The sequence below is a fragment of the Haladaptatus caseinilyticus genome (genome assembly GCF_026248685.1).
Taxonomy (GTDB): Archaea; Halobacteriota; Halobacteria; order Halobacteriales; family Haladaptataceae; genus Haladaptatus; species Haladaptatus caseinilyticus.
This window is the reverse complement of sequence record NZ_CP111036.1, coordinates 652267-670931: the sequence shown is the minus strand read 5'-3', so window position 1 is coordinate 670931 and position 18665 is coordinate 652267. Positions and strand designations below refer to the sequence as shown.

The 18665-nt window shown below is 58.8% G+C and carries 23 protein-coding genes; 11 read left to right on the top strand and 12 right to left on the bottom strand.

All coding sequences use genetic code 11. The features are described from left to right. The first annotated feature begins 147 nt into the window (after nt 1-147). The 4 genes from OOF89_RS03805 (at nt 148) to OOF89_RS03790 (ending at nt 3442) form a co-directional block, all read left to right on the top strand. Nucleotides 148-1446, top strand: a complete 1299-nt coding sequence (locus OOF89_RS03805; protein WP_266078607.1) for a hypothetical protein — start codon at nt 148-150, stop codon at nt 1444-1446. A gap of 317 nt (nt 1447-1763) precedes the next feature. Continuing rightward, on the top strand, nt 1764-2687 hold the full coding sequence (locus OOF89_RS03800; protein WP_266078605.1) for a DUF7504 family protein: 924 nt from the start codon (nt 1764-1766) through the stop codon (nt 2685-2687). Between the two features lie 69 nt (nt 2688-2756). Beyond that, complete coding sequence (locus OOF89_RS03795) at nt 2757-2975, top strand: hypothetical protein (RefSeq protein WP_266078603.1); 219 nt, start codon at nt 2757-2759, stop codon at nt 2973-2975. A 2-nt stretch (nt 2976-2977) separates the two neighbouring features. Next, nucleotides 2978-3442 carry a DUF5813 family protein gene (locus tag OOF89_RS03790; RefSeq protein ID WP_266078601.1) on the top strand — a complete coding sequence of 155 codons (465 nt, stop codon included), beginning with the start codon at nt 2978-2980 and terminating at the stop codon, nt 3440-3442. A 23-nt stretch (nt 3443-3465) separates the two neighbouring features. On the opposite strand, the gene OOF89_RS03785 is transcribed toward OOF89_RS03790, so the two are convergent. Both OOF89_RS03785 and OOF89_RS03780 read right to left on the bottom strand, forming a co-directional pair. Continuing rightward, complete coding sequence (locus tag OOF89_RS03785) at nt 3466-3696, bottom strand: Lrp/AsnC family transcriptional regulator (RefSeq protein WP_266078599.1); 231 nt, start codon at nt 3694-3696, stop codon at nt 3466-3468. 1 nt (nt 3697) lies between these two features. Then, entirely contained in the window at nt 3698-4387 is a 690-nt protein-coding gene (locus OOF89_RS03780; protein WP_266078597.1) for a potassium channel family protein, read from the bottom strand. Between the two features lie 147 nt (nt 4388-4534). On the opposite strand from OOF89_RS03780, the gene OOF89_RS03775 reads away from it, so the two are divergent. Both OOF89_RS03775 and OOF89_RS03770 read left to right on the top strand, forming a co-directional pair. Next, nucleotides 4535-4792, top strand: coding sequence for a hypothetical protein (locus tag OOF89_RS03775; RefSeq protein WP_266078595.1), 258 nt, complete (start codon nt 4535-4537; stop codon nt 4790-4792). A gap of 103 nt (nt 4793-4895) precedes the next feature. Beyond that, nucleotides 4896-5126, top strand: coding sequence for an Lrp/AsnC ligand binding domain-containing protein (locus tag OOF89_RS03770; RefSeq protein ID WP_266078593.1), 231 nt, complete (start codon nt 4896-4898; stop codon nt 5124-5126). 29 nt (nt 5127-5155) lie between these two features. Here OOF89_RS03770 and OOF89_RS03765 read toward each other — a convergent pair whose 3' ends face one another. The 3 genes from OOF89_RS03765 to OOF89_RS03755 all read right to left on the bottom strand — a co-directional run bounded on the left by OOF89_RS03765 (nt 5156) and on the right by OOF89_RS03755 (nt 7126). Beyond that, nucleotides 5156-6202: a thiamine pyrophosphate-dependent dehydrogenase E1 component subunit alpha gene (locus tag OOF89_RS03765; RefSeq protein WP_266078591.1), complete on the bottom strand. Its 1047-nt coding sequence runs from the start codon at nt 6200-6202 to the stop codon at nt 5156-5158. 306 nt (nt 6203-6508) lie between these two features. Next, on the bottom strand, nt 6509-6826 hold the full coding sequence (locus OOF89_RS03760) for a cupin domain-containing protein (protein WP_266078589.1): 318 nt from the start codon (nt 6824-6826) through the stop codon (nt 6509-6511). Nucleotides 6827-6850: 24 nt separating this feature from the next. After that, complete coding sequence (locus OOF89_RS03755) at nt 6851-7126, bottom strand: hypothetical protein (protein WP_266078587.1); 276 nt, start codon at nt 7124-7126, stop codon at nt 6851-6853. Nucleotides 7127-7226: 100 nt separating this feature from the next. Between OOF89_RS03755 and OOF89_RS03750 the strand changes: the two genes are divergently transcribed. Further along, entirely contained in the window at nt 7227-7898 is a 672-nt protein-coding gene (locus OOF89_RS03750; RefSeq protein WP_266078585.1) for an MBL fold metallo-hydrolase, read from the top strand. A 75-nt stretch (nt 7899-7973) separates the two neighbouring features. On the opposite strand, the gene OOF89_RS03745 is transcribed toward OOF89_RS03750, so the two are convergent. The 6 genes from OOF89_RS03745 to OOF89_RS03720 all read right to left on the bottom strand — a co-directional run bounded on the left by OOF89_RS03745 (nt 7974) and on the right by OOF89_RS03720 (nt 13235). Continuing rightward, the gene (locus OOF89_RS03745) at nt 7974-8930 is read right to left on the bottom strand and encodes a DMT family transporter (RefSeq protein WP_266078583.1); all 957 of its coding nucleotides are present in this window, start codon (nt 8928-8930) and stop codon (nt 7974-7976) included. 90 nt (nt 8931-9020) lie between these two features. Continuing rightward, complete coding sequence (locus OOF89_RS03740; protein WP_266078581.1) at nt 9021-9422, bottom strand: GNAT family N-acetyltransferase; 402 nt, start codon at nt 9420-9422, stop codon at nt 9021-9023. A 102-nt stretch (nt 9423-9524) separates the two neighbouring features. Next, complete coding sequence (locus OOF89_RS03735; protein WP_266078579.1) at nt 9525-9845, bottom strand: DUF7126 family protein; 321 nt, start codon at nt 9843-9845, stop codon at nt 9525-9527. After that, the gene (gene guaA / locus OOF89_RS03730) at nt 9845-10762 is read right to left on the bottom strand and encodes a glutamine-hydrolyzing GMP synthase (protein WP_266078577.1); all 918 of its coding nucleotides are present in this window, start codon (nt 10760-10762) and stop codon (nt 9845-9847) included. Before guaA ends, OOF89_RS03735 begins: the two co-directional genes overlap by 1 nt. Beyond that, nucleotides 10762-12405, bottom strand: a complete 1644-nt coding sequence (locus tag OOF89_RS03725) for a CTP synthase (protein ID WP_266078575.1) — start codon at nt 12403-12405, stop codon at nt 10762-10764. The genes guaA and OOF89_RS03725 overlap by 1 nt, the downstream gene beginning before the upstream one ends. 233 nt (nt 12406-12638) lie before the next feature. Next, the gene (locus OOF89_RS03720; RefSeq protein WP_266078573.1) at nt 12639-13235 is read right to left on the bottom strand and encodes an alpha/beta hydrolase; all 597 of its coding nucleotides are present in this window, start codon (nt 13233-13235) and stop codon (nt 12639-12641) included. 54 nt (nt 13236-13289) lie between these two features. Between OOF89_RS03720 and OOF89_RS03715 the strand changes: the two genes are divergently transcribed. Together OOF89_RS03715 and OOF89_RS03710 are read left to right on the top strand one after the other, a co-directional pair. Beyond that, the gene (locus OOF89_RS03715) at nt 13290-14138 is read left to right on the top strand and encodes a PspA/IM30 family protein (protein WP_266078572.1); all 849 of its coding nucleotides are present in this window, start codon (nt 13290-13292) and stop codon (nt 14136-14138) included. A gap of 48 nt (nt 14139-14186) precedes the next feature. Further along, nucleotides 14187-15227, top strand: a complete 1041-nt coding sequence (locus tag OOF89_RS03710; RefSeq protein ID WP_266078571.1) for a hypothetical protein — start codon at nt 14187-14189, stop codon at nt 15225-15227. A 62-nt stretch (nt 15228-15289) separates the two neighbouring features. Here OOF89_RS03710 and thrS read toward each other — a convergent pair whose 3' ends face one another. Further along, nucleotides 15290-17212 (bottom strand): threonine--tRNA ligase, encoded by a 1923-nt coding sequence (gene thrS, locus OOF89_RS03705; RefSeq protein WP_266078570.1) that lies wholly within the window; start codon nt 17210-17212, stop codon nt 15290-15292. Nucleotides 17213-17556: 344 nt separating this feature from the next. Between thrS and OOF89_RS03700 the strand changes: the two genes are divergently transcribed. Continuing rightward, the gene (locus tag OOF89_RS03700) at nt 17557-17817 is read left to right on the top strand and encodes a PRC-barrel domain containing protein (RefSeq protein WP_266078568.1); all 261 of its coding nucleotides are present in this window, start codon (nt 17557-17559) and stop codon (nt 17815-17817) included. 76 nt (nt 17818-17893) lie between these two features. After that, nucleotides 17894-18658 (top strand): M14 family metallopeptidase, encoded by a 765-nt coding sequence (locus OOF89_RS03695; protein WP_266078563.1) that lies wholly within the window; start codon nt 17894-17896, stop codon nt 18656-18658. Nucleotides 18659-18665: the final 7 nt, after the last annotated feature.

Genomic DNA, 18665 nt, shown 5'->3' with positions numbered 1-18665 from the left:
CTCGGCATCAAAATCAGTTTTTCTCTGTGACTCGTCGTCTCGGACGAACGTACCTGGTGGGTTCGATCACGCCGAATTCACGGACAGGTTCGACATTTATCACTCCGAACTGCTTCCGTTCTATCGAGCATCCGGTGGGGGAGCGAGATGGTCCTCCTCGGCGATGCTGTCATTCCGGATGGACGGGGGATTCAAGAGTGGCTGGATAACAGCGTCGACGATACGTTGGAGGACGTTTTCCGCCGTTCACAAGCGCTCACAGGACGATACGTTATCATCCACTCCGACGCGGATACAACGACCGTTATTCCGGATGCGCTCGCGCACAAATCCGTGTACTACCACACGGAGCGCGATCTCCTCACGTCCTCGCTCAAACTGCTGTTCGACTCCGTCGATGTGGACTCTACCGAGAACTCTCGTGTCGCGGCTTTCATGAGCACGGAGACGTTCATACACAACGAAAGCGCTCTCATAGGGGATAAGACCCTCTTTCAGAACGTACGATGCGTTCTTCCCAACCACGTTTTGGATGTCGATACGAAACGCGTCACACGGCGGCCGCTTTTTCCGCCCGAGGATCACCAATCGACGGCGCAGTACATCGGGGACCTCCTTTCGGGTGCCATGGAAGCGTTCAACGACGAGTACGATCTTCTTACAGCCATCACTGCTGGTCGCGATTCCCGGACGATACTGGCATGTTCGAAGGACATCGTTCATGATATCACGTGGTACACGTTCTCCGACTGGTCCACGGACGAGCATCCGGACGTTACGATTCCAAAACGAATTGCCGCGGAACACGGTTTCGACTATTCGGTTTACCACCCGCGTGCCGTGACCGATGGTTTTCGGACCGCTCTCGAGGACTATCTCTGTTGGACGAGGGACTTACCGAAGACAAAGAACGTCCAGTTTTTGTACAATAACTACGACCCGGCAACGAACCTTTATATCACCGGGAACGGTCCGATATACAAACTGAACTATACGCTGCCGAACGACGGAGCGGATGTAATCCAACACGCGTGTGACGTGCTTCAGTATCCCGATGATGATTTCATCATGAGTGAAATCGAGGAGTGGTTACCCGGCGCCATTGATTATGCCGAAAAGTACGGTATCCCTCCGATGATTCTCCTGTATTGGGAGTTGCGAATGGGTCGATGGGGCGCGCTGGCACCGCGTGAAAAGGACATCGCCATTCGAGGGATCTCACCGTTCTCGAATTACAACCTTCTGTTAGCGGCGTTGAACGTGGACACGGTGCGACTTTCTCCACCCGACTACGACTTGATAAACAGTATTATTCGGGCGAAGTGGCCTGTGCTACAGAAATACCCCGTCAACCCGAGCACAAACGCTCTCAAAGCGACGGTCGCTCGCGCTGCACCGTATCCTGTCGAGCGATTTCTGAGATATATAAACGCCAAAATAAATTAGACAGTGACGCTTTCACTCCCGCAGCGGCGTGATATGGGGCGAGCGGTCGCGTCCATCTGTGCTACTGAATACGGTCGATTCGCTTCTCACCTACCGGCAGGTGAGACGGCCAATACGTTCTCTTTTATCGATTATTATCATATATTGATATTCACTTGTGGGATCAAAGACAACAGTGGTGATATACGTGGTACGAGCCCAAATGAATCATACTGTCTATGTGGTCCTCTTTCGATCTATCTCTGTACGTTATGCATTTGTGTCACTCTGCTGACGATGGGTTTTTAAATGTCGGTTGCTGAGTGTTACAAAGTATAATGAATGAGGACGGTTCCCCACCCGACCGCGGCGTCCACCGTGTTCGGCATGACCTTTCCGGTCCGCAGTCACTCAGCACGACTGTCACGGTGGCCGTCGCCGACGTCGCTGGCGTCGAACCAGCTGAAATCCCCGAACAGCTGTACGACGTTATCGATCCGGAGGCCCTCGACAAACTGTTCAAACCCCGTGACGACGGTACGCCACGACGAGGTGGTCGGCTCTCGTTCTCGCTCTACGGCCACCACGTGACCATCCGCGGAGACGGGTCGATTACGGTCCAACCTGGACTTGCACGCATCAAACAACTCGGAGGGAACCTACTCATCGTCGGTTCCGTTCCGGATTCCGTCGTGGACGCCGCGAGCACACCGTTGCTTGGTGACACGACGCGCCACCGAACGCGTGTGTTCGCACTTCACGATCGAAGTGTTTCGACGGCCCGAAGCCGACTCTCAATGGCCGGTTCGACGGGTAAAAACGCCCATATCGTGGATTACCACACCGGTTCGAGATCCGCCGCCACGGACGAAACCGTTCAGGTTGGTCCCACGATGGAACACGTTGACGGCGACCTCGACGACTTCCGTGACGAAATCGTGCGGACGATTCGCCGTCTCGACGGCGAGGGTGGTGGCTTCGTCCCGGCGGAACTCCGCTTTTGTTTCGACACCCTTCGTCCGCTGGTCGAAAGGCACGACGATGCCTTGGTCGATGCCTTTCTGACTCCCATCTTCGAGGCCGTGAGGGACGTCTCCGGCATGGGTCATTTCGTTCTTCCTGTCGAGTTCGATTCACAACCGGTTCGTGCTATTGCATCGAAGTTCGATGCTGTCATCGAACTTCGAGCGGGTGGTTCCGGCCCGGAACAGCGATGGCACCTCCGCGAAACGGACTACTCCACCGAATGGTTCGACCTTTAAAGCGACGACGAGAAGCATCTCGGTTTTAATCCACTCCAGTCACGGACGCATCTGACGAACGGGCGGTCGATGGGGTCCTCGATCTTGCCACTCATCGACGATGTTCAGACACACTCCCTCTCCGGGGGTGATCTCCCATCGTTCACGGTCACAGGGGACGAACTACAGCGCTTTTTCGACCTCGAAAACATCCCCGCCATCACGATGGTACGCGTTTTTGCACGTTGGAAACCGACGTTATTCGAGACTTCTCGTAACGCCTTTTCCGCTCCCGACCCTACGCCGTAGCAATGACTCAGACGAGCGTCGAACGAGCGTTCGATTTACACGATGGATTTGAACGAGATGGCCCCGGCACGTACGTCGTGACGACGACTCCGTTCGAAGGGATCGCGCGACTGCGAGAGGAAACCGTCGAGGTAACGGTTCGAACACCGACACTGTCGGCAGTCGTCGAAGGAGAATCGGTTGCCGAAGTGGTCGAAACTGGTTGGTTCGAAACGCTCGAACTGCGGCTCGAAGATACACACACTGTCGCCTCGACGGACGATATCACGCCGCCGGAAATCGAGCGAGAGGGTGACGAGGTCGTGATTTCACTGGAATTTTCGGGCTCCCCGGATACCAGCGCGGACGACGCGATGGCCATCGTCGATTTCGTGGAAGGAACGTGGGTGCAGGGTATCATTCCCGGTTACGAGTACGGCGACCCTGCGGCGGGGTTGCTCTCGCAGGCGCACCAGAGCTACGACTGAATCGCTCGGCTGTCCGTCCCCGATCAATCCATCGAAATATAGGTTTGCGTATCTTCGACGCCCTGAATCCCTTGAATTCCGTCGGCTGAAATCGTTTTGACCTCGGCGGGGTTTTCGACCTGTACTTTCACGATGAGGTCGACGTCACCGGCAACGATGTGGGCGTCCTGTACTCCCTCGATGTCGAGGATCGTGTTTTTCAACCGGTCCGCTTCTCCCGTGTTTGCTTTGACCATGATGTATGCGGCGACCATTTCAGATACCTCCTGCTTCCGCGGTTGCTCGACTGTTGTCCCCGACGAGGATCCTCCGAACGTCCGCTAACACGGCGAAATCGGCGAGGACGGCGATTCTGTCCCCCAGTTCGAGCGAGTCATCAGGAAGCGGGATACCCATCGCCTCGCCGCGCTTGCCGAACGCGAGAATACGCGAATTGGCGGGCAGTTCCAACTCGCTGATCGAGTAGCCACGCATCGGGGACTCCTCGGTGATGGTGAGTTCTACGACCTGCAAATTCTGCGCGATATCGGCGATGGCGCGAATGTTGCCGCCGAGTAGGGCGTTTTTCGCTCCAATCGCGCCGAGTCGCTCGGGGTAGACGACCTCGTCTACGTCGCTGGCGAACTTTCGGTAGATATCTTCCCGGTAATCTTCGTCGATACGAAGAACGGTCCGGCAGTCGTGATGTTTCCCGACCATACAAGCCGCGAAATTGACGTTCAAGTCACCCGTCAACCCGCCGACAGCGTCCGCTGCGTCTAAATCTGCCTGTTTGAGCACGGATTCGCGCGAGCCATCGCCTTCGATAACTTCGAAGCCATCGGTACGCGCACGCTTTGCCTTGTTCGAATCGTACTCCACGAGTACGACATCGTGGCCTTCTTCCCGGAGGACGCGGGCGGTTCGCAGGCCAACTCGACCTGCACCAATGATAACGAATCGCATGGAACACTGTACGACAGTGGGGTTAAATAACCTTTCTCCGGTGTCAGTCGTGCCTAATTTCGGTTATATCATCCGGTAGAGAGGGAGAAGACGCTGCTCGAGTGACCAGTATCCGGGCCTCATCGCCTGCGAGGAAGACTTGTTACTGTGGCGCCAACTCATGGCATGGAACGTCACGAAGCGACCTTCGAAATACACTCGAAGTCGGATGCACACGCGGTCAATTTACTCATGGAGCGTGTTTACGACTCGTTACGTGAAGAGTCGATGAGTATCGAGGGAAAAATCGAAATGCCGAACGAAATGCTCGAAGCGTTCGAAATCCTTCGGGAGGAAACTGCGCGCGAAAATCCCGGGAAGCTGACCTTCGTGTACGAAGAAATGGACCGGAGCTTCGTAGAGTAATTTCGACGGGTATCGGACGATCAACGGACACCTCGTCCTTCGATGTCAACGTCGTGTCCGAACTGGGCAAAGGTTTTTCTCGCGTGGTAGAGTATCACACACCATGGTTCACGCATTTATCATGGTCAACACGGCCGCAGGAAAGTCACAGGGCCTGCTCGATTCGGTTCGAGGTCTCGAAACCGTCGGCGAAGCACACATCGTCGCCGGGGATTACGATATCGTCGTCGAAGTCGATACGGACGAGGTCTACAACGTGCTTCAAACGTCGTCGTCCGACATTCAGGGACTCGACGGCGTCGTAGACACGAAAACGTACATTGCGATCGATTAAACGGAACACCTCGACGATGACGACCCTCGCTAGTGGTCGAGTTCGTACACGTCGTTCGTTTCGAGGAACGAATCCAACCATCCTTTCTGTTTGCGTAGTCGCGGCGGTACGTCTGCATATACTCGGTCGAACACGTCGTGAGGGTCGGGGTCTTCGACGGATTCGGCCACCTCAACCGCTTTTGCTAACGTTTCATCGGCCTCGTCGTGGACCTGTTCGATGAACTCATCGTCGATGACGTTCTGCTCACGGAGCCACGTTTCGTATCGTTCGAGGGGGTCCGCGGTTCGCCATTCGGGCAGGTCGCGCTCCTGGTCTTCGTACTTGCTCGGGTCATCGCTCGTGGTGTGCGCACCCTGTCGGTAAGTTAGACTCTCGACCAACACGGGCTCTCCCTTTCGTGCGGAGTCGAGCGCCTCGGTGACCGTTTCGCGCACTGCGAGCGGGTCGTTACCATCGACTTGTACACCTTCGAAGCCGTACGCTTCGGCCTTCACGGCCATGCTATCGCTCGCGGTCTGTTTGTGTCGTGGCAGGCTGATAGCCCAGTTGTTGTTTTCACAGAAGAAGACGACGGGAGCGTCGAAGACGCCTGCGAAGTTCAGCCCTTCGTGAAAGTCGCCCTCGCTCGTCGCACCGTCACCGAAGTAACAGAGGACGGCGTCCTCGTCGCCACGGTAGTTCATTCCCATGCCAACACCCGCCGCGTGGGGTATCTGGGTGGCGATCGGGACCGCCTGTGGGAAGTTCGGCACGTCGTGTTCGGAGTTGTATTCCGGCCGTCCGAGGCGGAACAGGAGCACGTCGCTTATCGGGACGCCACGTGCGACCTGCATCGCGTTCGAGCGATAGGTCGGAAAGAGCCAGTCGTCGTCTTCCATCGCCAGCGCGGCACCGACCTGTGAGCCTTCCTGTCCGCGATACGGCGGCCAGCTGCTCATCCATCCCCGTCGTTGAAGCGCGATTGCGCGCTCGTCGAATCGCCGGGCGAGAACCATCTGTCTGAAGGTCTCACGGGCGTCTTCGGCGGAAAAGGGCGTTTCGGCCAGTTTCCGCTCTCCGATGATTCGGTTCATGCCCCCGGAGATGTAGTCCGGTTTCAAAGACGTTCCGAAAGCGGTTACACGAGTGTGTGGTTTCGGAAAAAGTCGGAAGAACGTACGATCGGGGAGTTCCGGATCGTGAGCGTGTCAGTCGGGGAATGGGTTTTCGGAACCGCGGAACCGATGGCAGCGGTTGCCTTCGGTCGCGACTCACGAGCGCGAGCCACCCTTATAGCGGTCACCATCGTCCCATCTCGCTTTTCGTCCTTGCATTGCCGTCGATCGAAACTGTCGTTCGACCACTGTCCGTCACGTAATCCGCTATTCCGTTCTCGCCGTCTACGGAAGCGGGCAGAGACTGGCCGTGAAAACCACCGTCTCGTCCGTTTCGTTCCGTGCCCCGTGCACGACCCCTCGTTCGTGGAGGATGACGCCGGGGGCAGAAACGACTTCCTCGGAATCGCCCTGAATCACGGTTACGTCGCCCTCAAGAACGTGAAAGACGTTCGTGCTGTCGCCGTGCTCGTGTGGCGAGAGTTCCGCTCCGGGGCCGAGGGCGAACGCCTTCACGAGTACGTCGTCTGTAACGACCAGTTCGGCGGTTTGGACTTCTTCGTCATCGGGATCGAGGTCGAGTTCTGCATAACGGTCGCGCATACCGGAAAAACGGCCCCTCGGTCCTTAATCCGCTTGGTCTACGTCGTCGGAACTATCCGACTCCTCGACGTCCTCCCGATAGTCCGCGTGGTCGGTGATGAATCCCGATTTGAACCCAATCCACCCGATAACGCTGATGAAGAGGATGGGCGGCAGGATGGCGAACCCCCAAAGCGGGTCCATTCCCCAGCCGAGAATGAGTGCGACGTCGAGCAGTCCAAGGGCGAGAAAGGGAAGGATGGCTTTCGCGGCGCGCTTTCTGTCCACATCGGACGGCTCGGTCGGCAGTGACGTCCCCATACCAACCGTTCGGTGTCCCACGACCAAAAACTGCCCGTTCGTTCTCATCCGCTCGCGATCGGCCGCCCACGCTCAAGTGGGTCACCGTCGTACCACCACCATGGCGACCGAACTCGCGGACGGTCTCTGGTGGTTCGAACTCGGGAGCGTGAACGCCTACCTCGCGGACGACGACGGCGAATTGACGCTTATCGACGCCGGAACGCCGTTCCACAGCGGTGACATCGCACGCGGCGTTAGCGACGCTGGGTACAGCATCAACGATATCGACCGCGTGTTGGTCACGCACTACGATTTCGATCACGTCGGCGCGCTTTCCCGGCTTCCGATCGATGCGCCCGTCTTCGTCGGCAAAGCAGACGCGCCAGTTCTCTCGGGAACCGAAACCCCCGATTGGCGAAACCACAAGGGTGCACTCCAGCGCGTTGCGGGGTCACTAGTTCCCGCTCCGAAAAACGAACTCCGTCCCGTCGAGGACGACGACGAAATCGGGAGCTTTACTGCCTACGCCACCCCGGGACACTCTCCCGGTCACATCGTCTACGTTAGCGATGCCCTCGATGTCGCCTTCCTCGGTGACCTCGTACAGGAATCCCACGGCGAACTGAAAGCCTCTTCGTGGATTATTAGCTACGACACCGACGCCGTGCGCGATAGTGTCGTTTCACTCGCGGAACGCACACCCGATTTCGAAGTCGCCGCGATGGGCCACGGCGTCCCGTTCATCAGGAACGGGAGTGAACGACTGGGGGAGCTGGTCGAAACACTGTAACACGAATCGGCCGCTCTCGCAATGCCGACCCTGTCGCGGCTACGACCGATTCGGAAGGGGATTCGGATGGTTGCATCAACACGATCTGCACTCGTCGTACTCTTCCGCCATCACGGGTTTTGCCCGACGAACGACGAGTACACCGCCGATAATCAACACCGTCCCGAGCAGCTGTACTGCCCCGATAGGTTCATTCAGGAATACCAGACCACTCGCGAGCGCGACGATGGGAACGACGTTTCCGTACACTCCCGTCGTGGACGGGCCGACCGCCTGTACCGACGAGTTCCACCAAACGATCGCCAGTCCTGTTCCGAGTGCGCCGGTGAAGACGACGGCTCCCCATACGGGGAGTGTGATGGAGCCCCACTCGACGCTTCCGTAGTACGGCACGGCGAGCAGATGGAGAAACGGAAGTGCGACGAGCAACCCGAAGAACGTGAGAGCCAGTGGCGACACTCGGTCGAGAACGGGGCGATTGAGCGCGGTGTACACACCCCACAGGATCGCCGCGAGGAGGACGATTGCGTTCCCGACCATCGTGCTCCCCCCGAGCGCAACGCCGCCACCACCGAATACCACTACCGCGGTTCCGACGACTGCGACGAGAAGACCGAGCCACGCCAGGCCACCGAGCCGTTCGAGTCCGATGAATTGACTCACCATCGCCGTCCAGAGCGGCGCGCTCGCCATGATGAGGGCGGCATTTCCTGCCGTCGTTGCATCCATTCCAACGATGAACGCGACCGGAAAACACCAGTAGCCGAGGACGCCAAGTGCGACGACCTGCCATCCTCCCGCCCGAACCGGTTGGAGCAAACTGTTTTGCAGGTTGCTACCCCGCTGTCCGGCGAGATATACTCCGCCGAGGACGAGTGCCGAGACGGTAAATCGAAGCGAGTTGACGACGAACGGATTGAGGTCGGCGAGCGCTACTTTCAGCACTGCGAAGTTGACTCCCCAGACGAGCACCGTCGCGAGCAGCGTCAGGTCGTTGCGGTCCCGAATCCCCCCGATTGCCAGCCGTAACACGAGGGAAGTACGTGCTCGATGTGAATAACTTCGTGCCCACTGCTACAGTCGATTCGAACGGGAAACTCCTCCCCGGATTCATACTCGTACTTACATCCGCAAATACATCCCGCGCGAAGCGGGGGCAGTGTACTCGAAGCCGAACTGCTCGTAAAACCCCTCCACGTCCGCCATGAGGTTGACGTACGCGCCTTCTGGCGCGTTCTCCTCCACGTATCTCATTAGTCGTTCCATCATCCGCGAACCGAGTCCCTGTCGCTGGTGGTCGGGATGAACTGCCATATCGCAGAAATGGTACACCGACCCGCTATCTCCAATAATACGGGCCATACCGACGACTTCGCCATCGTCGTCGACAACTGTCACGCCGAAAACCGTGTTCGGCAATCCTCGCTCGACTGCCTCCACGCTTCGAGATGCCATCCCCGCGGCTTCGCGAAGTGCGACGAATTCTTCGACCGTCGGCAGTTCGTCACGTATCTCGTAGGTCATACCGATCGATTCACGGGCGAATGATTTGCGCTTTCTTTTTCCGGCCGATCCCGCAGGTTTCGATCGCTTCGACTGCTAGCATTTCGTCGGATTTACCCCGACTTACGCCGTCAACTCTTCGGCAACCGTGTCCGCGGTCAGCAGGTTCGGGTCAACGATGAGGTCAGCCTGCCCCCGAGCGAACTCCGGAATGGTGTTCTCGTCGTACACGACGGCGCGGATTCCGGGATTCACGTCCTTCGCCACCGCGATCGACGTGGCCTGTCCGACATCCGTGAGAACGAACAGGTCCGCGTCGTGGATCCCCGCATCCTCCAGCGCGGGGCGGGACGCGATTCCGTCCACGATAGTCGTCTCGACGTTTTCTGATTCCAGTGCAGTGCCGAGTCCGTCTCCATCTGGTCCTGCAATGACTGCGCGCATCACTCGTACTCGATGGTCGCCGGAGGTTTATGTGTCACGTCGTAGACGACGCGGGCGACGTTTTCGTTCTGTCCCGTGATACGCGACTGGATCCGCTGAAGCGTCTCCCAGTCGAGTTCCTGTGCCCTGGCGGTCATGCCGTCGCGGGATTCGACCGACCGGACGGCGACGATCCAACCGTGCACGCGGTTGTCGCCTTTCACGCCGGTACCCTTGCCGACGACGGCGGCGAACGCCTGCCATGGGTCGTACTCCTCGAGTTCCTCTTCGACCACGTGGCACGCCTCGCGGGCGACTTGGGCCTTCTCACGGGTGACCTCACCGATGACACGAACCGCGAGGCCGGGGCCGGGGAACGGCATGCGTTCCGCGACGATGTCCTCCAGTCCGAGGGTGCGCGCAACGTCGCGCACCTCGTCCTTGTACAGGTCGCGGACGGGTTCGACGATGCCGTCGAAGTCCACGACATCCGGCAGGCCGCCGACGTTGTGATGTGATTTGATGCCGCCTTCGCTCTCGATTCGGTCGGGGTAAATCGTCCCCTGCACGAGATACTCCGCGTCCGTCTCCTTCGCCTCGCGTTCGAACTCGCGGATGAACTGCTCGCCGATGACGGCACGCTTTTCCTCGGGGTCGATGACGCCCGATAGTGCATCGAAAAAGCGGTCTTCGGCCTCTACGACCTCCAACGAACTCATGTAGGAGAACGTCTTTCGAATCTGCTCGGTTTCGCCCTTCCGCATCAGTCCGGTATCGACGTAGACGGGCGTGAGTTGGTCACCGATGGCTTTGTACGCGAGCGCGGCCGCGACGGAAGAATCGACACCGCCTGACAGCGCGATGATGGCGTGCGAGTCGCCAACCGTCTCTCGAATCTCTTCCACCGCTTCCTCGATGAATGTGCCTGTTTCGACCATTAGGCTTCGACCTCCTCTCGTCGTTGGATGTCGAGTACTGCATCGAGCAGGCCGACGAACGGCGGACTCGCCCTGTCAGGTCGAGACCGGAACTCGGGGTGGAACTGCGTCCCGAAGAAGTACGGGTGGTCGTCCAGTTCGAGGATTTCCATCCGGTTGCCCGCACGTCCGGAGAAGACGAGATCCTCACCGTCGAAATCGTCGAAATACTCGGGGTTTACCTCGTAGCGATGGCGGTGGCGCTCCGTACAACTCGTCGCGCCGTACACCTCGTGGGCGAGGGTGTTCGCCTCGATGTCCGTCTCGTGTGCGCCGAGGCGCATCGTTCCGCCCATGTCCTCGATTTCGTACTGTTCCGGCAGAATGTCGATGACGGGGTGTGGTGAGTCGCCGTCGATTTCCGCGGAGTTCGCCCCGTCCAATCCGAGGACGTTTCGGGCGTACTCCACGACGGCCATCTGGAAGCCCAGACAGAGGCCGAGGAACGGAACGTCGTTCTCGCGGGCGTAGCGAATCGCTTCGATTTTTCCCTCCGTGCCGCGACTGCCGAACCCACCGGGAACGACGATTCCGTCGGCCTCTTTCAATCGCTCTTCGTGGTCGTCGTCCATCTCGTCGGAGTCCACCCAGAGGACGTTTACGTCCACGTTCTTTTCGAGTCCGGCGTGTTTCAGCGCCTCGTGGATGGACATGTAGGCGTCTTCGAGCGCGTACTTCCCGACGAGCGCGATATCGACTTCGCCTTCGGTTTCCTGCGTGACGAGTTCGCGCCACGCCGTACTTCGTTCCTCGCTGGAAACCGCTCGGTCCGTGAGGTCGAGTTCCTGCATGACGTACTCGTCCAAACCTTCTTCCTCGACGACCAGCGGAACGTGGTAGATGTCCTCCACGTCGGGATTCGAGAAGACGGCATCCGTCGGCACGTCGCAGAACAGCGCGATTTTCTCCTTCGTTTCGGGGTCCAACCCGTCGTCACACCGGCCGACCAGTACGTCGGGTTGCAGGCCGATGCTTCGCAGTTCCTTCACGCTGTGTTGGGTCGGTTTCGTCTTCTGCTCGCCGTTTTTCGAGTACGGGACGAGCGTGACGTGAGTCAGCAGGAAATCGTTCTCGTCCTGCTCCGTGGCGAACTGGCGCAGCGCTTCGAGGAACGGCATGCTCTCGATGTCGCCCACCGTGCCACCGACCTCGACGATACACACGTCGTGGCCTTCTGCAGCCTCACGAATTCGCCGCTTGATCTCGTCCGTGATGTGCGGGATGATCTGGACGGTCTTTCCGAGGTAGTCGCCCGCACGCTCCTTCTCGATGACGTGTTGGTACGCTTTTCCGGTGGTGACGTTGTGGTCGAACGTCATGTCGATGTCGAGGAATCGCTCGTAGTTGCCCAGATCGAGGTCAACCTCGCCACCGTCCTTCAGTACGTACACTTCACCATGCTGGTAGGGATTCATCGTCCCCGCGTCCACGTTCAGATACGGGTCGATTTTCACGGCGGTCACGTCGAACCCGGCGTTCGCGAGCAGTCGGCCAGTGCTCGCGGCGGTAATACCTTTGCCAAGTCCGGACATGACGCCCCCTGTGACGAAAATGAACTTCTTCCCCATCTCGGGGTCGTAGCCTGTCTCGGGGTCAGTCGGCATACTGACTTTCTGCAACGGTTGCTCAAAACCATTTCGGAGGGAAGTCGGTTCGGCAGAGGGTGGCATAGGTTGGCTGTGGTAGAGTTCGGTTTCGGGAGTGACTAGAACGTGGAGAAGTAGCCACGTCTCACTGGCGTTATCCGTCTCCCGTACCACTTGCACTGCTTCTTTTCAACGAGCGGGGGAAATCCCGTACCCATCGTAAATCCGCCGAACGAATCCTCGTTCCCGAATCAAAGCCGTTCGACGAAGAAATCGCCCAATCGCCGAGCGACCTTCTGCTCCTGCCCGACGAAGAAGTGGTCGGCACTGAACGCCTCCGTCTCGAATCCCAATTCCTCCGCGCGCTCCACCAGCGGTTTCCAGTTCGCGGTGTCGTCGCGCGTGGCGTAAAGAACTTTGAACGGAACGCCGATCGTCTCCAGAACCGCGACTGCGTCCAAATCGTCCGTCAGTCGTGAGGCGGGTGCGAGTATCCCGATTACGTCCGCGCCCTCGTCCGCCCCAGCAAGCGCCGCAACGCCGCCACCGAAACTGAAGCCGAAGATACCGACCGAATCGTATCGCTTTTTCGCCCAGCGAAGGGCGTTCCGGGCGTCCTCGCGCTCGCCGTAGCCCTCGTCCCAGTCGCCATAATCGAATCGCAAGCAGGCGATGCCGTGGTCGGTGAGGTGCTCGCCGAGGGCGACGAGTCGGTTGTCGTTTCGGTTGCCGTTGAACTGGGGATGTGGCGGACAGGCCACTACAATCCTGTTCGTTTTTCCCGCTGGAGCGTCCAGCGTGGCGCGAACGTCCCGTGTGCCGGGGACGACGACTTTGTTCGACTGCATGACGGCGTGTTAGCTTGGTGAGGATTTTAAGGGTCGGGTTCTGAATGTAGGAGTATGGGAGTACTTTCACGCATGTCGTACGTCATCCGCTCGAAGATAAACGCCGTCCTCAACAGGGCCGAAGACCCGACCGAGACGCTCGATTACTCCTACGAGCAGATGCGCGACGAACTGCAGGACGTGAAAAAGGGGATCGCCGACCTGACCACCCAGAAAAAACGCCTCGAAATCCAGAAGCGCAACCTCGAGGAGAACGTCGAGAAGCACAACGGGCAGGCGCGGGAAGCCGTCAAGCAGGGCCGCGAGGATCTGGCTCGACGCGCGTTGGAGAAGAAAAAACAGAAGATGAACCAGATGGAGGATTTGGAGGGTCAAATCGCGCAACTCCAGAACACGCAGGACAACCTCATCGAGAAGAAGGACACGCTTCAGAACCGTATCGAGGAGTTCCGAACGAAAAAGGAGAGCATGAAAGCCCGCTACGAGGCCGCCGAAGCCAACAGTCGTGTTTCAGAAGCCATGACGGGCGTCGGCGACGAGATGGAGGATGTCTCTCGCTCCATCGAGAACGCCGAACAGCGCACCGAGGAGATGGAAGCGCGCGCGGAAGCGATGGACGAACTCCACGACACGGGTGCGTTCGACGACGCGCTCTCGGACAAGGACCAACTCGACCGCGAACTCGAGGAGATGCGAACCGGCGGCGAAGTCGATTCCGAACTCGACACGTTGAAAGCCGAGATGGGTATCGAGGACGAATCCGAACCGGAAGCCGAAACAGAGTCCGACTCCAGTGAGGAGGAAATCGACCTCGCCGACCTCGAAGCAGAAGTCGCGGCGGACGAGGCCGAAGCCGAGTCGGACGCTGAAACCGAACAGGCTACCGAAGAGAACAACTCGTAACTCACTCCGGCAACAGCCTATTTGAAGCCGCTCTCCCTTTCGGCTACTATGAGCGATTCAGGTGGGAGTTCCCAACCCGGCGATACGATGCGGGAACGAATCGACGAGAGTCGGACGAAACTGTGGATTTTGATGGAAGCCAACCGGTGGGCCGTCGCCGGTGGTGTTTTGCTCGCCTTCTTTCTCTCCCTGCTGATTCTCGGTATCCTCGATCCGTCGCCGCTCCAGCAGTACATCGGCCCGAGCGATGACGCCGTTGACACCGTCTTTCAGGGATTCATCGGCGCGATTATCACCGGCGTGACGCTCGTCGTGACGCTGAACCAACTCGTGCTGTCACAGGAACTCGGACCGGTCGGCGACCAGCGAAATCGAATGAGAGGTGCGATGGAGTTTCGACAGGACGTCGAGGAGTTGCTCGACGTTCCGACCGCCCCGCCGGAACCGGCCTCGTTCATGCAAGCGTTGATGAACGAAACCGAAGACCGTGCCGAGGCGCTCGCGGACGCGGTCGAGGAGAGTCGCGACGAGGACCTCAAGGACGAGATTCGAAGCTACGTCGATGGATTGAGCGGAAATGCGAACGAAGTGAGCGAGACGCTCGAAGAGTCGCAGTTCGGGACGTTCGACTTGCTTTCGGCCATCCTCAACTTCAACTACTCGTGGAAGATCTTCCTCGCCCGCAAGATTCGCAACGAACACGCGGACGCGCTCACCGACGAAGTTGACGAAGCGTTCGACGACATCATCGAATCGCTGGAGTTCTTCGGCCCATCGCGGGAACATTTCAAAACGCTGTACTTCCAGTGGGAACTCGTCAACCTCTCGCGGGCGATGCTGTACACCGCGGTTCCCGCGCTCGTCGTCACCATTTCGATGATTATCTACTTCGACGCGAAGGCGGTTCCGGGCTACACGCTCGGCATCAGCAACGACGTACTGGTAGTGAGTTTGGCGTGTACGATTGCGGTTGTTCCGTTCGTCATCCTGCTTTCCTACATCCTCCGAATCGCGACGGTCGCAAAGCGGACGCTCTCCATCGGTCCGTTCATTCTGCGGGAGACGAAGCGGAGCGACGAGTTGGATTGAGAGAACGGAACGGAAAAACGGATGGATTTCCGATGGCTTCGACGGGTTGATAAATCGAGTGTTCAGTCGAGGAAGTCCGGTTCCGTGCGCTTCTCGTCGCGCTCGGATTCCAAGTGTTCGCGGAACGATTCGAGCGAGATGTCCTTCTCCTCGCGCTCTTTTCGGTCACGAACCGAAATCGTACCCGCCTCTTCCTCGTCGCCACCGACGACGATCATGTAGGGCACGCGGTCGTCGTGGGCCTGCTGAATCTTGCGCCCGACCGTCCACGAGCGGTCTTCGACTTCGACGCGGAAGTCGCCGAGTTCGTTTTTGATTCGGTGGGCGTAGCCGAGGTTGTCGTCGCTGACCGGAAGGATGCGAACCTGTTCGGGCGAGAGCCAGAGCGGGAACTTCCCGTTGAAGTGCTCGATGAGCACCATAAAGAAGCGCTCGTAGCTTCCGTACAGGGCGCGGTGAATCATCACCGGGCGCTCGCGCTCGTTGTCCTCGGTGACGTATTCCAGGTCGAAGCGCTCGGGCATGTTGAAGTCGAGTTGCACCGTCGGGCCGTCCCAAACGCGCCCGAGGGCGTCCTCGAATCCGAAGTCGATTTTCGGGCCGTAGAACGCGCCGTCGCCCGGTTCGATGTCGTAGTCCATCGAGGAGGATTCGAGGACGGATTCGAGTTGCGATTCCGCGTGCTCCCACAGTTCGTCGCTGCCGACGGATTTTTCGGGACGGGTCGCGAGCGCGACTTCCACGTCCAAATCGAACGTCTCGATGACTTCGAAGATGAGGTCCATGACCTGCCGAATCTCGCGTTCGATCTGGTCCGGCCGGACGAACAGGTGGCCGTCGTCGATGGTGAACGACCAGACGCGCGACAAGCCGGAGAGTTCGCCGCGCTGTTCCTTACGGTAGACTTTCCCGTTCTCGAAGTACCGAACCGGAAGGTCGCGGTAGCTCCACGAATCTTGGTCGAAGATGGTCGCGTGGCCGGGGCAGTTCATCGGCTTCAGGCCGTACTCCTCGTCGTTCACGTCGAGGAGGAACATGTCGTCCACGTAGTTGTCGTAGTGGCCCGATTTCTTCCATAGTTCGGTACGGAACAGGTGGGGGGTCTCGACTTCGTCGTAGCCCGCCTCGCGATTGAGTTCGCCCGCGAAGTCGGAGAGTTCACGCAGGATGGTTTTTCCGTTGGGGTGATACAGTGGTAGCCCCGGACCGGTCGTCTCGTCGATGGAGAACAGGCCCATCTCGCTCCCCAGTTTGCGGTGGTCGCGCTCTTCCGCTTCCTCCATGCGCTCCAGATAATCGTGGAGTTCGCCCTCGCTGGCGAAGGCGGTTCCGTAGACGCGGGTCAGCGTGTCGTTTTCCTCGTCGCCGCGCCAGTAGGCCGCCGAGGTTTCGATGATTTTGAAGCCGCCGATTTCGCCGGTCGATTCGACGTGGGGGCCCTTACAGAGGTCGACGAACTCGCCCTGTTCGTAGAACGAGAGTGGGTCCTCGTCCGCCGCCTCGGTGTCGAGCACGTCTTGCTTGTACGGGTTGTCCTCGTAGAGGTCGAACGCTTCCTCGCGCGACTTCTCGACGCGCTCGATGTCGAGGTCCTCCTCGATGATATCGTGCGCAACGTCTTCGATTTCGGCCAGATCGTCGCTGTCGAGTTCGACCCCGGCGATGTCGTAGTAGAACCCTTCGTCGGTCCATGGACCGATGGCGAGTTTCGCTTCGGGGTGAACTCGCTGGAGGGCCTGTGCGAACACGTGGGCCGCGGAGTGACGGAGGACGTCCACGTATTCGTCACTCTGGTCGGTGACGATGACGAGTCGGCAGTCCTCGGAGAGTGGTGTCGCCTTGTCGACGAGTTCACCGTCCACGACACCTGCGACCGTGTCCTTGCCGAGTCCCGGGCCGATTTCGTAGGCCACGTCTTCCACGGTTGATCCGTCCTCCATCTGGAGTTCGGAACCATCCGGGAGCGTGACGACGATTTCGCTCATGGGCGCAGATACGGGACAGGTGCAAGATAAGTGTGTTGAGACGGAAGCGATGACGGGGTTTGGTGGTCGTTTGAATCGCGAACTTTCTCGCGGAGTTCCTCGCTCCGAGGTCCGATTTGACGACGATCGTTCTGGCGCGTTTCGACAGGTCGAGATTGTATCATACAGTTCGCACGTACGGTCCTTTGTACGTGTGCCGACTGGTCAGAGCTGTTCATCACGGAACATCCGTCGGTTAGCTTCCGCGCGAGGTTCTGATATCGACGAACGTCATCCCAAAACCCTGGCCACCACACATCCGTTTCGGCGGATAACCTGATAACCAACTGAGTCGTATGGGGCCCATGCGACAAACGCCAATCGAAGACGACGAGGGCAAACCAGTGTTCAACGTGGACGACCAGAAGGTCGGCGTCGTCACGGATGTCGAAAACGGAATCGCGTACGTCGATCCACATCCGAGCCTTCTGAACGAATACAAGATGCTTCTCGGTTGGAAAGACGAGGCCAAGGACATCTACCCGCTTCCCGAGAGGGCGATCGTGGAAATTACGGATAGGGAACTTCGCTTGCGAATCCACGACTCGGAGCACGCAAAAAAGTGAGTTTCTCGCGTCCGGCTACCCCTGCACGCGGAAATCCACAGTCTCAAATACTACCCCTGCGTGACAACAGTTGTCAATGCGTGTCGAGACCGTCGGTGATGGGACACCGGAACTCGCCGTCGTCGCGTGTCTCCACGGGAACGAACCCTGCGGAAAGACGGCTATCGAGCGCGTGCTGGCCGAAAACCCCGCTTTCGAACGACCTGTTCGGTTCATCATCGCAAATGAGGAGGCAGTAAAGGAACACGTCCGCTCTATCGACGAGGATTTGAACCGGTCGTTTCCGGGCGACCCGGACGGAAGCACACACGAATCCCGACTCGCGGCGGAACTGCTTTCGCAGGTGCACGGCTGTGACGTGCTCGACCTCCATTCGACGCGGTCCCATCCGGAACCCTTTGCGCTGGTCTCACGGCTGAACGAGAGAACGAAACGACTCGCGCGGGCGACGGGCGCCGCCCGCGTGGTGGATGTCAGCTACATCGCGGGCGGCCTTATCGACCAGTCAAACGGGGTCGCAGTCGAGTGTGGATTTCGCGGAACACGACGGGCGGAACGAAACGCCGAACGAGTCCTCCGAAACTTCCTCGGCGTGATGGGCGCACTCGATACGCTTTCGGAGGAGGGAGATCCCGAACTCTACCGGATTTTTGACGTGGTAGAGGGATCGGGATACGAATTCATCGGAGAGAACTTCGTCCGCGTCGAGACGGGCGAAACCTTCGCCAGGCGGGATGGCGAAGTGCTCCGTGCCGAGCGACCGTTCTATCCGATACTGATGTCTACCGATGGTTACGAGGACATCCTCGGGTTTCAGGCCGAACGCGTTGGAAAACTCTAACGTCGTA